At 57.8% G+C, this 13,499-nt stretch carries 15 protein-coding genes; 5 read left to right on the plus strand and 10 right to left on the minus strand.

From position 1 onward, the window contains the following. Positions 1 to 406 precede the first annotated feature (406 nt). Both AF70_RS12965 and AF70_RS12970 read left to right on the plus strand, forming a co-directional pair. On the plus strand, positions 407 to 910 hold the full coding sequence (locus AF70_RS12965) for an inclusion body family protein (RefSeq protein ID WP_019580873.1): 504 nt from the start codon (positions 407 to 409) through the stop codon (positions 908 to 910). Positions 911 to 1,033: 123 nt separating this feature from the next. Then, positions 1,034 to 1,576: an AidA/PixA family protein gene (locus AF70_RS12970; RefSeq protein ID WP_028939284.1), complete on the plus strand. Its 543-nt coding sequence runs from the start codon at positions 1,034 to 1,036 to the stop codon at positions 1,574 to 1,576. An 84-nt stretch (positions 1,577 to 1,660) separates the two neighbouring features. On the opposite strand, the gene AF70_RS12975 is transcribed toward AF70_RS12970, so the two are convergent. Then, entirely contained in the window at positions 1,661 to 2,119 is a 459-nt protein-coding gene (locus AF70_RS12975) for an Lrp/AsnC family transcriptional regulator (RefSeq protein WP_028939283.1), read from the minus strand. Between the two features lie 268 nt (positions 2,120 to 2,387). On the opposite strand from AF70_RS12975, the gene AF70_RS12980 reads away from it, so the two are divergent. Next, entirely contained in the window at positions 2,388 to 3,776 is a 1,389-nt protein-coding gene (locus AF70_RS12980) for an amino acid permease (protein WP_026286476.1), read from the plus strand. Positions 3,777 to 3,978: 202 nt separating this feature from the next. Here AF70_RS12980 and AF70_RS12985 read toward each other — a convergent pair whose 3' ends face one another. Beyond that, positions 3,979 to 4,533, minus strand: a complete 555-nt coding sequence (locus AF70_RS12985) for a TetR/AcrR family transcriptional regulator (RefSeq protein WP_081625760.1) — start codon at positions 4,531 to 4,533, stop codon at positions 3,979 to 3,981. 126 nt (positions 4,534 to 4,659) lie between these two features. Here AF70_RS12985 and AF70_RS12990 point away from each other — a divergent pair, with 126 nt between their 5' ends. Both AF70_RS12990 and AF70_RS12995 read left to right on the plus strand, forming a co-directional pair. Then, positions 4,660 to 5,328 carry a DJ-1/PfpI family protein gene (locus AF70_RS12990; protein ID WP_026286477.1) on the plus strand — a complete coding sequence of 223 codons (669 nt, stop codon included), beginning with the start codon at positions 4,660 to 4,662 and terminating at the stop codon, positions 5,326 to 5,328. Between the two features lie 23 nt (positions 5,329 to 5,351). Then, a complete protein-coding gene (locus AF70_RS12995) occupies positions 5,352 to 5,882 on the plus strand; it encodes a DUF2867 domain-containing protein (protein ID WP_028939282.1) in 531 nt (176 codons plus the stop codon). Between the two features lie 313 nt (positions 5,883 to 6,195). Here the strand turns inward: AF70_RS12995 and AF70_RS13000 are convergent, their stop codons facing one another. The 8 genes from AF70_RS13000 to AF70_RS13035 form a co-directional block, all read right to left on the minus strand. Then, a complete protein-coding gene (locus tag AF70_RS13000; protein ID WP_028939281.1) occupies positions 6,196 to 6,699 on the minus strand; it encodes a DUF4142 domain-containing protein in 504 nt (167 codons plus the stop codon). 73 nt (positions 6,700 to 6,772) lie between these two features. Next, positions 6,773 to 6,928 carry a stress protein gene (locus AF70_RS13005; RefSeq protein ID WP_081791039.1) on the minus strand — a complete coding sequence of 52 codons (156 nt, stop codon included), beginning with the start codon at positions 6,926 to 6,928 and terminating at the stop codon, positions 6,773 to 6,775. Between the two features lie 116 nt (positions 6,929 to 7,044). Then, positions 7,045 to 8,394: a sensor domain-containing diguanylate cyclase gene (locus AF70_RS13010; protein ID WP_026286478.1), complete on the minus strand. Its 1,350-nt coding sequence runs from the start codon at positions 8,392 to 8,394 to the stop codon at positions 7,045 to 7,047. Positions 8,395 to 8,497: 103 nt separating this feature from the next. Beyond that, positions 8,498 to 9,136: a LysE family translocator gene (locus AF70_RS13015; RefSeq protein ID WP_007935730.1), complete on the minus strand. Its 639-nt coding sequence runs from the start codon at positions 9,134 to 9,136 to the stop codon at positions 8,498 to 8,500. 62 nt (positions 9,137 to 9,198) lie between these two features. Next, the gene (gene fos, locus AF70_RS13020; RefSeq protein ID WP_028939280.1) at positions 9,199 to 9,615 is read right to left on the minus strand and encodes a fosfomycin resistance glutathione transferase; all 417 of its coding nucleotides are present in this window, start codon (positions 9,613 to 9,615) and stop codon (positions 9,199 to 9,201) included. Between the two features lie 220 nt (positions 9,616 to 9,835). Continuing rightward, positions 9,836 to 11,167, minus strand: a complete 1,332-nt coding sequence (locus tag AF70_RS13025) for an MFS transporter (RefSeq protein ID WP_019580877.1) — start codon at positions 11,165 to 11,167, stop codon at positions 9,836 to 9,838. Between the two features lie 177 nt (positions 11,168 to 11,344). After that, positions 11,345 to 12,271: a hydroxymethylglutaryl-CoA lyase gene (locus AF70_RS13030; RefSeq protein WP_019580878.1), complete on the minus strand. Its 927-nt coding sequence runs from the start codon at positions 12,269 to 12,271 to the stop codon at positions 11,345 to 11,347. Next, positions 12,268 to 13,461, minus strand: coding sequence for a CaiB/BaiF CoA-transferase family protein (locus AF70_RS13035; protein WP_028939279.1), 1,194 nt, complete (start codon positions 13,459 to 13,461; stop codon positions 12,268 to 12,270). Before AF70_RS13035 ends, AF70_RS13030 begins: the two co-directional genes overlap by 4 nt. Positions 13,462 to 13,499 lie beyond the last annotated feature (38 nt).

Below are 13,499 nucleotides of genomic sequence, written 5' to 3' on the forward strand. Positions count from 1 at the left end.
CAGCAAAAAAACGCCCCCCTTTTCCACCATGCTCCTGCCTGGTTCACTGCTTTTTTAACAGGTCTTATCTGTCTATTGCCTGAACCCGGATCACTTGATGACGGAAAACACAGGGGATCTGGATAAGCCTTTTTTATCGCCAAATCGTTGGAAGCCATAACCGAAATGACCGTTCGTCGACCGACCAGCAAAGCAGTTTTGACAGTATAAAAATGGCATCTATAGTCCTATCGCGGCCTGTTGGAAGGAACCCAACCCGTCATTTCAAGGCAAGGAGCAAGGCCAGCTCGTCCCCCGAGATCGAGTGGGTTCCCCAGTAGTGTGTTCGCAACGGCCACAAGGCAAACAAGCGTTGTCGTGCCTGGTAAGTAGCCAGACAATCACTATTGTTAAAAGGAGCTTCACTATGTCTCGAGTCACGGATGTACTTGTTTCCATCGACACTGAAACCATTCTGAAAAACTACCCGAACATCAGCAAAAACCCTGCTGCGCCGACGATGATCGACGTCAATCATGTGTACATGGTGACCAATCAGAACAACGTGGTGAGTGGCCAGGCCGGTGGCGAGCTCAACTTGAAAGCCCAGGTAGGCGACTTGATTCGCTGGCGTGAAACCAGCCTGTCGCAGAGCTTCGAGACTGCAGTGGTTTTCTACAAGTTCATCGGTAACGCCGGCAACGAGTTGATCTCCACGCCCACGCCACGCAAGGCTACCGCCTGCGTCGCCGTTCCGAATACCAGCAACCCGTCGGTGCCCAGCTGCCAGAAAGTCGATAACTATTACTGGTCTTCGGAAACCCTTGCGTGCGGCAGCGTGACCTATCACTTCAACTTCCTGATCGTGGATCGCAACTGCCAGATTGTCGGCTGCTGCTCGTGGGATCCGTTCATTACCATCCGTAATTGACGATGGCGGACCCCTTGGCAACAAGGGGTCACCCCGTCCGTTGCCGCCTCGGCTGGAACAGGATGTCTTGCTTGAAACCGAAGCGGTTACCGTTTTGCGTCAACATCATGAAAGGAATCCATGATGACTTCCGAACCGATTACCCCCCCTTCGGCGAGTACCGTGACCGCCAATAGCGTGCTGCTGATCGTCGATGCCGAATCGCTGCTTTCGCGCTATCCGCAACCCAGCCTTGACCCGCAAAAGCCGACCGTGATTGAAGATGGTTTCATCTTCGGCATCAGCGCTACATCAGCAGCAGAAAATATTAAAAACGACAGCAAAATCACACTGACCACCAACAACGGAAAAGTCTTTCATATTCGCGGCAGGACCGTCAGTTTGCTCGCCGAACACAGCGTGGTATTCCACAACATCACGGTGGACGATACCGGGATCCTTTCTCCGCCCAAGCTGATCGTCCATGGCGACCAGACCGTCCCCGCGCCCGACCCCGCCAACCCGAACCAGCCGGGCAGCCACAAGGCCGATGATCATTATTGGGAGTGCTCGCCGCAACTGAGCACGGGCGTGGCAACCTGCGAACTGAGCTTCATGCTGATCAACCAGCGCTGCGAAGCGCTCGGGTATTTCAGCTGGAAGACTGAGGTGACGCTGTCGGCGTGAATAAAGATTATCGAGTAGGAGGCGGCTTCACAGCCGTCGTCCTCTCACACCACCGTACGTACGGAAACGAGCAAGTCCAGGCACCTACAGTGGCAAGGTATTGCAGTGCTTGATCTCCTTGAGCGAAAAACCGGTGTACATTTCCTTGATATTGCCGAGCGTACGTACGCGATGCATGGCGAGTTCATGGAATGCCTCCATGTCTTTGACGACTACCTGCAGGAGGTAGTCGTATTTCCCCGACACTTTGTGACAGGCAATAATGTTGGGCAGCGCCAGGACGCCCGCTTCGAAATGTTCCATGGCGTGCTCGGAGTGACTATCGAGGGTGACGCTGATGAAAGCGAAAAGTCCCAGCCCTATGGTCTTCGGGTTCAAGTGCGCGTGATACCCGACAATCACCTCCTCTTCCAGGCGCTTCAGGCGCTTCCAGCAGGCTGGCGCTGACAGGCAAACACGAGCGGCGATCTCGGCGTTCGTCAGGCGACCATTCATTTGCAGAATGTCCAGAATTGAACGATCAACCTTATCCATTTCCGCCATGTGTTCTCTCCCTTTAACAATGCGTACGCGGTTGGGCGATTGGCCCCATCCCGCAGGTCCTTGATCAAGCATCCATTTCTAGAAACTACAAATACTAGAAAGAAAATTACATAAAGAACACATTTTGGATAATTAACGACTGAAAAATAACTAAATACAGACCCGTTTCGAAAACTAATTTTCGAGGCACTGAAATACAATTTCTTGTCATTTCCGACACCAAAGCCACTGGCTCTGACAATAAAAATAAGTAACAACGGAGGCAATATTGAGCATTTTCAGAACAAAAGACCTGGACGCAATGATTGCTGCTGCCCGAGCGCCTGCCGGGTTGAAAAAAGTGCTGGGGCCGATGGATTTGGTCCTGATTGGTATCGGTGCAATCGTGGGGACGGGCATCTTTGTATTGACCGGAACCGGCGCATTGACTGCGGGACCAGCCCTCACGGTTTCATTCCTGTTAGCAGCGTTGGCCTGTGCATTTGCAGCGCTCTGTTATGCCGAGTTCGCCTCATCTGTACCGGTAGCAGGCTCGATTTACACCTACAGCTACGCGACGCTGGGAGAGTTGGTGGCCTGGATGATCGGCTGGGATCTGATGCTCGAATACGGACTGGCCAGCTCGGCTGTGTCTGTTGGGTGGTCGGGTTACTTCCAGTCCCTGCTGAGCGGATTCGGGCTGAATCTTCCGGTTGTGCTTACGGCGGCTCCAGGCTCTTTGCCTGGCGTGGAAACCTGGTTCAACCTACCCGCGCTGGTGATTATGCTGGCGATTACCTGGATGCTTTCTATAGGCATCAAGGAATCCGCGCGCGTAAACAACGTGATGGTGATCATCAAAATCGCCGTGGTGCTGCTCTTCATCGCCGTTGGTGTGCGACATGTTCAGCCGGCTAACTGGCAACCTTTCTCTCCCTTCGGCGTCAATGGCATTTTGAGTGCTTCTGCCTTGGTTTTTTTTGCTTTTATTGGTTTCGATGCGGTTTCCTCTGCCGCCGAAGAAGTGAAAAAACCGGCGCGTGACCTCCCCATCGGTATTATCGGTTCCTTGGCCGTTTGTGCGGTGTTGTACGTTGCCGTTTCAATGATCATGACCGGCATCGTGCCCTATGCCCAATTCCTTGGCGTTGATCATCCGGTTTCATTGGCGTTGCAACATGCCGGTGAAAGCTGGGTTGCCGGGTTCGTTGATTTAGGCGCGATCGTTGGCATGACGACTGTCATTCTGGTGATGGCTTACGGTCAAACCAGGATCATCTACGCAATGTCGCGCGACGGACTGCTTCCCCAGCGCCTTTCCAGGGTTCATACACGATTCGGCACCCCATTTTTCGCCACCTGGATGGTCGGAATAGTCTTCGGGCTGATCTCGGCACTGATTCCGCTGAACGTCCTCGCCGAGTTGATCAACATCGGTACGTTGGCCGCATTCAGTCTGATCTCGGTGGCAGTGATCGTATTGCGCAAGACCCGACCTGATCTTCCTCGCGCATTCAGATGCCCGGGCGTGCCCATTGTTCCATTGCTCGCCATCGCGTTCTGCGTAACCTTGATGACCTTCCTCAAGCAGACGACCTGGCTGGCATTTGGGGCGTGGTTGGCAATTGGCCTGGTGATCTACTTTGCCTATGCGAGGCGCCGCTCGTTATTGCATTAATCCAGCATTTCGTCAGGTCTGGAGTATCAATCAACCTCCAATAGTTTTCAGGTGCGAAACTGCATTCCAGTTGCGCACCTGATTACATTCGCCTGTCAATCCTCACCTCATTTGTCCTGTTTTTAGCCCTAGGAGACCAGTGGCGCGCATTGGCAGTGGCACGCGAACTCTATTTATTCAGTTACCCCATTTAACTCATGACTTAGGCCCGCCACGGTGGAAGAGCCCCTTCGAAAAGTGAAAAGGCTCGATGCAGGAAACCGTTGAAGCGAGCAGCATCACGCCGCAGCCCTGCCTGTTGACCACCAATCAGGCACAGATGGGCCACCTGACCAATCACTTCTGCTTGGCCTGGCATATGGACCAAGCGGCGGCACGTGCGTATCGCGAAGTCCAGTCGTCTTGTATCAACACGCTGCTGAAACTCGCCTACCAACGGATCATGCAGCGACCAGGCTCGGATGGAAATTTCCCGCCCAGGTTGTTTCTCAGCGGCAATACTCAAGTAGCGTTTCAAGGTTTCGCCCGCGCTACGACCCTGCGCCGCATAAGCGAGCATGCGCTCCGTGTAGTCTTCTTCCCAAGCGGCCAGCAAGGTGCGGACAAAGTCTTCGCGATTGCGGAAATGGTGATAAAACGATCCGCGGGTCACATTCAATCGGCGCGATAGACTCTCGGCCGAAACGCCAATGTGCCCGATTTGGTCGAGAGCCTCAAAACCAGCCGCGATCCAATGGTTACGAGTTAGTTTTCTCACCCGTTATTTCGCTCCATGTTTAGCGCCATACAGACTGTGTATGGTGCGCAACCGATTGATACGCTGCGAACACCGGCAAAGATGGCCGTTGCGTTTTGCACGCCAGCACTTTTCATGGAGCTCGCCTTGAAGAAAATCGTTCTGGTTGCTTTCGACCAATTCACTGATATCGACCTATTCCTGATGTGGGACATCTTAGGCCGCAACACCGAGGACTGGCACGTCCGAATATTGGGTTCCAGCTCTATCGTGCGATCGGCGCACGGCCTGCCTGTTTCGGTGCACGGTCCGCTTTCCGAGGCCAATAGCGCCGACGCGGTATTGTTCGTCAGCGGCAAGGAAGGGATACCCGCTGCACTTGCCGCCCCAGATTTCCTGCCGTCGTTTGAACTTGACTCCAGACGCCAGCGAATCGGCTCCATATGCGCCGGAGCTTTCATTCTCGAACGGCTTGGGCTACTCAGCGGCCAAGCAACTACACATCCGGATGCACGATCGAGCTTGCAAGCTCTGGGACTTGAGCCCCTGGACCAGCCTCTTGTATGCCAGGGGAACGTTGCAACCGCTGGCGGATGCCTTTCGGCGCTCTATCTGGTGGGATGGTTGGTTGAATCCTGGTTCGATGTCGACAAGCGCCGTGCGACGTTGCTCCCTGTTCTGCCAGCCGGGCAGCAAGAGCTCTATGATGCCTTGATCGGGTTCAGTATCCGACAAGCACTTACAGGGCGACAAGGAGCGTTACACGACAAACCATCGCAACAAGAGACGCGACATGGCATGTCGTCTAATTGGTAGTTAGAACTCAGGAGAGATCCCCGATGCCCCGAGAATTTGAGCTCATTATGTCCGTGCCAGTCCCCTCGAGGTCCGGCATCACCCACCTTTACAAGTCAATGAACCTGGCGGACGCTTTTGCGATTCGGCTCCCTGCGGGCACATCCAGCAATCCAGATTTGCTAGCTCGATTCATCCTTTCCCACCAGCCATCCTGGATCGGATGGCTCATGAAAGTCCGAGACACTATCGCTGCCTGTTTTGGTCTCAAGACAGCCAAACATTTGGCATCACTTGCTAATCGGATTGGAATTTTCAAGGTCTACAGCACGAACCAGACTGAAATCGTGTTGGGAGAGGACGACAAGCACCTCGACTTCCGGATATCGATCCTATGTTCTGGAGAGGCAGGGCCAGAAGGCAGTCGCCAACTCGTTTTTTCAACCGTGGTCCAGTGCCACAACCGTCTAGGCCGGGCCTACATCTTCGTTATTGCCCCATTTCACCGCTTGGTTGTTAAGGCCAGCCTCCTCAGTGCTGCGCGCATCGGTTGGCCTCTGGCTACCTGCCCCTAAGGCTGAGCGCTGTCTGCCCCCTGAGGTCTAACCCTTCCATCGAAGGCTGTTCTGGCAAGCCTGGCCAAGTCTCTCATGTCAAACGTCAGGCCTCTAAGATGCATTCAATACCTCTACGGCGCGCCACAAAAAACCGGCCTCAAAGGCCGGTTCTTTTTATGGTACGTATCCAACAGTGCTAGTCGTAATAGCCAACAGTCTTCTTCAAGTGGTCCGAATAATCGTAAACCTCATCAACCGATCCAATCGGAGATTTGAATCAATGCTGAGCCATGCCCCCGCGAGTGACCAACGTCAATCGCGGGGCATGCAGCTAACGACTGGCTTGCAGCGCCCTGGCCATTTGCAGATGGTTTTGCAGCTTGGGCAGGGTTTCTTCGGCGAACGCTTTGATTTGCGGCACGTCCGTTGTCTGCGCTTGTTGTTGAAGTTGCTCGATGGCTTCCTGGGTGGTCTTTACCTGACTGTCGACGTACGCCTGATCGAAAGAGGTATCGTCCTTAATCTCCGGTATCAAGGCTTTGGCCTTGTCGACCACTTCTTCGCGTGGTGCGACCGGTAAATCGAGTTGCTTGGCAATTTTCGCCAGATGCTGGTTGGCGGTGGTGCGATCGTTGATCACCACGATGGTGTAATCCTTGACCTCTTTGGATGCGGTTTTCTGGTGCGCCAGGCGGCTGGCTTCGATGTCGGCCATGCCTTGGGCCGACGCCTCATTGACGAATTCGGCGGGAGACTGGGCAAAGGCATTGGTGGCGCACAGGCCCAGTAACGTGGCAAAACCGGCATTGCGTAAACGGGTGGCCATCCAGCTCATGGTCGCGCCCTCCTTCTTGAAATTCAAACGGGAGCTTGCGCCCCCGTCCATTAAACAAAACTACCTTCACCCATTACGGAGTTTTCTGACCGCCTTTGCGGCCCATGCCGCCTTTGGCAGGGTCTTTATCAACAGTCGTCGTGGTAGTTTTCCCACCTTTGCGACCGGCTTCAGACGCCTTCGTTCGATCGATGGCGCTACCCGGGGTCGGATGTTTTGAAGTAGGCATGGTTCTCATCCTCTTGGTGATGATCACAGCGAGCAGACGCCCGCATAGGATATGAATTTCCATGCCTGAAAAGGTTTAGAAAACCTGGCAGCGCCGCGACGAACGGTGACGGATTTTCAGACACCGAGACGTGAATGGTGCTGGCGCTTGGCAGCGTACATTGCCTCATCGGCATGCCTGAACAGCTGCTTTTCTTCGGTGCCATGTTCGGGGTATCGCGCGACGCCGATGCTCGGCTGGATCGTCAGGTTGTGCCCGTCCAGACGCAGGGGCTGAACCAGCACTTGGCGGATTTTCCCCGCCACATTCTCGGCATCTTCGGCGGCGTGGATGTTGTGCAACAACACGACAAATTCATCACCACCAATGCGCGCCACCGTGTCGGTTTCGCGCACGCAGCCCTTGAGCCGATTGGAGACCGCTTGCAGCAGCATGTCGCCGACCGCATGACCGAAGGTGTCATTGACTTGCTTGAAGCGGTCGAGGTCGACATAGAGCAACGCCATGCGACCGGAGTCTGCCCGGGCCAGCGCCAGCGAAGCTTTGAGGCGTTCACGCAGCAATTCGCGATTGGGCAGCTGAGTCAGCTGATCGTACTGGGCCATGCGCTGGAGCCGGGCGTGCAATTGCTTGCGTTCGATCGCGGTCGCGACCTGGGCGCAAACATACTGCAGCAACTCCTTGTCTTGTTCGGTGTAGCGCTCGCCGCCCGGCACGCTTTTGACGATCAGCGCGCCGATGGTGCCGTTTTGCGAACTCAACGGCACGCCCAACCAGCAGGGTGAGTCCTGGCCCTCGACCAACGCTGCAAACCCCTCCGGCAGATTGTCCTGATCCGGGGTCAGCAGGATCGGCAAGCCACTGCGAATCACTTCTGCGCACAAACGCCCGGTAACAGTCCCGGGATCCTCGGGTTGCAGCTCATGGTCGTCAACGTGATAGGGGAAATTCAGCTGCGCGCAGTGCTCGTCATACAGTGCCACGGAGAAATTCAACGCCGGCAGCCATTCGCCGATGATCGAATGGATGCGTTTGAACAGCGCCAGCAAATCTTCCGCCGCGTGGGCCGCTTCGGAGATCGCATACAGCGCCGCTTGTCGGGACTCGGCCTGTTTGCGCTCGGTGATGTCGCGCGCCACGGCGATACGCAACTGATCGACCTCCGACCAACGTGCCGACCAGAGAATGTGCGCCACCCGACCGTCCTTGCGCAGGTAACGATTTTCAAAGTTGAGCTTGGGTTCGCCCCCCATGATCTCCCGCGCGGCGTCGAGGGTACGCTGTCGGTCGGCAGGGTGAACCAGGTCGATCATCGACTGGCCGATCAGCTCGTCGGGGGTGTAACCGAAAATGCGCTCGCAGGCCGCGCTGACAAATACGAAGCGACCTTGTTTGTCCACCGCACAGACGGCGTCCAGCAAGAGATCGATGTAGCTCGCCAGTGGCGCGGAATTTCTGGTTTCCATGATGCCGAGAGCATGTCCGGACAATGCAACATTGAACAACCCTCCCTGACCGGTCATACGCCCGAGCGATGACTGTGCAGCCGACGCTTCCCTGCGTTCAGCCTCAAGCCTTGTTCGTCACCAACCCCGGAAGCGCATGCACCAGGGCATTGATGGCGAAACCGATGAACATGACCCCGCACAAGCGGGTGATCGCCAGTTCATGACGCTGATACAACGTGCGCACCTGACGCGCACCGACGATGCCAATGAGAATAGCGTAGGCCAAAAGGCCACCAATGAAGCTCAAGATGATCAACCAGGGCAACATTGACCAATGCAGCAACTCTGCACGGCTGGACAACAGTGCTGTAAACGTCGCCACCGCCACCGGGTATGCCTTGGGGTTGGTCAGGCCGAACAGGATGCCGTGCCAGAATGGCTGCCGCGCCGGGCCCTGAGGCGCCTCGGCACTGGCGCGACGAGCGCGAACCGCGCGCAGGCCCAGCCAGAACAAGTAAAGCCCGCTGAGCACACCCAGCACATCGAAGGCAGTGCTGCCGATTTCCCGCGCACCGACAATCGCGATCAGTGCAGTGCTGCACCAGACCACGTCGCCCAGCAAATGCCCGCACAGAAACCCCGCCCCGGCCCGCCGTCCGCGTGCCGCGCCGATGCCGAACACCGCCAGCACACCGGGCCCCGGCGTAATGCCATAAATGAAACCCGAGGCGAGAACGGCCATTAGCAGCGATGGTGTCATGGAAATTCCTGAGGACGCCGGGTGAAGGGGCGCAATTCTATCTCAGGACGCCGAACATCGACTCACTGATCGTCGAAGAACTTCATCCCCGCATAGGGTCGCTGCCGACAAGCCGCCAGCCGCGACGCCAGAGACCCGACATGCGCCTCGAGCTTGTGCCCGTCCGGGTCGAGAAAATAGAACGACGCACCTTCGCTGCGGTTATCCCGCCATTCCCGCACGTTGGCGGATCGCAGGCGTTCGACGAACGGCAGGAAGTCCACAGCTTCGAGGCTGAAGGCGTAATGGGTGTAGTCGGCGGCGGGCGTGGATTCGCGCCGTGGATCGAAAGAAAGGCACAGCCACAGACCGGGTAGCGAGAGATAGGCGCCGGTGTCCCAAGTGGCTTCAAGCTGAAGTTGCAGCAGATCGCGATAGAACGCCACGCTGCGGTTCAGGTCAGTGACGGCGAGGGTCAGGTGGTTGAGGCCGGTTAGCATGGGTTGGGTAACCTTGAGTCTCTCTGGGTGGTCGCGAGCGGAGAGTAAAGCTTAAACATCCTTGAGCGTACAGCCGACGGGGGCTTTGTTGGCTGAGAGTCAGTCTTCGCGAGCAAGCCCGCTCCCACAGGGAGTGGCGGCGGGCACGAATCCTGTGCCCGACGCGGTCAATGTGGGAGCGGGCTTGCTCGCGAAAGCGGTATTTCTGACGCCGCGAACTTCAGAACTTGTCGAGCGTGCGCAGCTTCTGCGGCAACCCCCACAGCAACAACGCAGCGGCGATCAGCGCGGCGACGCCGATGACGTACAGCGCCGGGGTGGTGCTGCCGGTCAGGTCTTTGATCCGCCCGACCATGACCGGGCTGACGATCCCACCGAACTGGCCAAGGGTATTGATCACCGCGATCCCGCCAGCGGCGCCTGCCCCGGCACCGGCCAGCAGTTTCGGTGGCAGGGTCCAGAAGCTCGGGATGGACGCGATGATCCCGGCACCGAGCAAGCCCAGGGCAACAATCAGGAACGTCGTGTGGTTGGCGAAAATTCCTGCGCAGAAGAAACCCACCGCGCCTGCCGCCACCAGACCTGCGACAAACTTGCGCCGCTCGCCGGTGGCATCGGATAACCGCCCGATCACCACCATGCTGATGGCGCCGCAGATGTAGGGAATGGCGGTCAGCAAGCCGATCATCACCGGGCTCTCGGTGCCGGCACTGCGGATCAGTTGCGGCGCCCAGAAATTCAAGCCGTAGGACGCCACCTGAATCAGAAAGTAGATCAGCCCCAGCATCAGGAAACCCGGAATCCGGAGTGCGGCCAGCAAGGAGCCGCCGCTCTTGTGGGGTTCGTGGTGCGCGATACGGCTGGCGAGCAGTGTCTTCTCCGACGGGGTCAACCAATGGGCATCTTCGATGCGGTCCTTGAGCACGGTCAGCACCAACAAACCGAGGCCGATGCAAGGCACGCCACCGAGCAGAAACAGCCAATGCCAGCCGCGCATATCGAGGAAGCCATCAAGGTGTTGCAGCACCAACCCGGAGAACGGTGCGCCAACCAGCCCGGCAAACGCCGACGCGAGAAACAGCATCGAGGTGATGCGCCCGCGATAGTGCTGCGGGAACCACAGCGTCAGGTAATACAGCACGCCCGGCGCAAAACCCGCCTCCATCGCGCCGATCACGAAACGCAGGGCGTAGAACTGCCATTCGCTGTTGACGAAGACCATGGCCGCCGTCGCGAGCCCCCACGACATCATGATCCGGGCGATCCAGCGCCGGGCACCCACCTTGTAAAGCATCATGTTGCTCGGCACTTCAAAGATCACATAACCGACTACAAACAGCCCGGCGCCGAGGCCGTAAGCGGTATCGCTCAGGCTCAGGTCGGCCTGCAACTGGAACTTGGCGAAGCTGATGTTGATGCGGTCGAAAAATGCGAACAGGTAGCAGACCATGATCAGCGGCATCAGTCGCCAGGCGACTTTGCGGACCAGGGCTTTTTCGGCGTCGTGACTAACGGACGGGCTCACGCCCGCCTCCAGAACATTGAGGCTCATCGTGGTTTCTCCAGGCAGACGTCCCGTGGGCGTCCGATTGTTTTTGTTGTCTGGTTCGTTGTGGCTTTTGTAGGAGCGAGGCTTGCCCGCGAAGGCGGTGTGTCGGCCTCCATCGATGCTGAATGTCAGACCGCTTTCGCGGGCAAGCCTCGCTCCTACAGTGTTTGTTCGGTGAGTTCAGGAGGGTGTCGGGTGCAGGTCGCAGTTACGTCCGGCCTTGGCGAGCTGCCCGGGCACTTCATGGCCCAGCAACGCGGGTAAGCCTCGCGACAATCGCAGCAACAACGGCAAGTCGATGCCGGTGTGAATGCCGACTTCATCGCACAGGTTGACCAAATCTTCGGTGCAGATATTGCCCGAGGCACCCGGTGCAAACGGGCAACCGCCAAGACCACCGAGGGCTGCGTCAAAGCGCCGGGCTCCGGCCTCGTAAGCTGCCAGCACGTTGCACAGGCCGAGGCCGCGCGTGTTGTGGAAATGCAGGGTCAGATCAGCCGGTGAAACCCGTTGCAACACCCGTCGCACCAAGCGGTCGACCTGGCGTGGATTGGCCATGCCGGTGGTGTCGGCCAGGGTAATGCCCGTAATGCCGAGCTCCTGATAAGCCTCGACAATCTGCAGCACGCGATCCTCATCGATCGTGCCTTCAAACGGGCATCCGAAGGTCGTGGCGATGCTGCCGTTGAGCCGCACCGGTGTGCCGCGAACGAACTCGACGATCTCGCCAAACGCGGCCAATGACGCCTCGCAACGCATCCGCATGTTTGCCAGGTTATGGGTCTGGCTGGCGGACATCACCAGGTTCAGCTCGTCAGCCCCCGAGTCCAGTGCTCGTTGTGCGCCTTTGAGGTTAGGGATCAACGCGACATAGATCACGCCCGGCTGTCGGGCGATGCCCTTGAACACTGGCTCGCCATCGCGCAGCGCCGGAATCGCCTTGGGCGACACGAACGAACCGGCTTCGATGCGGCTGAAACCCGCCAGCGACAACTGATCGATCAACGCAATCTTGTCGGCGGTTTCGACCCAGGTAGGCTCGATCTGCAAGCCGTCACGCGGGGAAACCTCCTGAACGATCAGCGTCTGGGAATAATCAGTGATCATTGCACCACCCCTTCAGCTTTCAGCCGTTCGATGTCCTGGTCAGTCAGGCCCAGCCCCGCGAGGATGCCGTCGGTGTGCTGACCCAGACTCGGCCCCGACCAGTTCACGCCACCGGGGGTCTCGGACATTTTCGGAACGATGCCCGGCATCTTCACCGAGGCACCACCCGGCAGTTCGGCGTTGAGCAGCATGCCCCGCGCTTGATAGTGAGGATCGGCAACGATGTCGGCCACCGAATAGATGCGCCCGGCCGGGACTTCGGCAGCTTCCAGAGCCGCCAACACCTCATCGATGGGCAGGCTGCTGGTCCAGTGAGTAATGGCTGCGTCGAGCACATTACTTTTAACGGCGCGGCCATCGTTATGCGCAAACTCCGGCGCTTCGGCCAGGTCGGCCCGGCCAATCACCGCCATCAGACGCTTGTAGATCGGGTCGCTGTTGCCGGCGATCACCACGTAGGCACCGTCGGCAGTCAGGTAGGTATTGGACGGCGCAATACCCGGTAACGCCCCGCCGCTGCGCTCACGCACATGACCGAGCATGTCGTATTCCGGCACCAGGCTTTCCATGACGTTGAACACGCTTTCGGCCAATGACACATCGACCACTTGCCCGCCGCCCTGCCCGGTCTTGACCCGCAGCAGCGACATCAAGGCACCGATGACCGCGTGCAGCGAAGCCAGGGAATCACCCAGACTCACCCCCACTCGGGCCGGCGGCGAACCGGGAGTACCGGTGGTATAGCGAATCCCGCCCATCGCCTCGCCGATCGCCCCGAAACCCGGACGATCACGGTACGGGCCGGTCTGGCCGTAACCGGAAATGCGCACCAGCGTCAGGTTGGGATTGAGGGCATGCAACACGTCCCAGCCCAGGCCGAGTTTCTCCAGGGCGCCGGGGCGCAGGTTTTCGATCAGCACATCGGCGTCGCTCGCCAGTTGTTTGACCAGTTCGATGCCTTCAGGGGATTTCAGATTCAGCGCCAGGGACTTCTTGTTTCGCGATTGCAGGTACCACCACAACGAAGTGCCTTCGTGCAGCTTGCGCCATTTACGCAGGGGATCGCCCTGGCCCATGGCTTCGATCTTGATCACTTCGGCGCCGAACTCGGCCAGCATGCGCGCGGCAAACGGCGCGGCGATCAGCGTGCCGATCTCGATCACTTTGATTGCACTCAAGGGGGCAGTCATCGCGGAGGTACCTCTTGTTCTTGGAATATGCGCCAAGG

The organism is Pseudomonas sp. KD5 (assembly GCF_012932895.1).
Lineage (GTDB): Bacteria > Pseudomonadota > Gammaproteobacteria > Pseudomonadales > Pseudomonadaceae > Aquipseudomonas.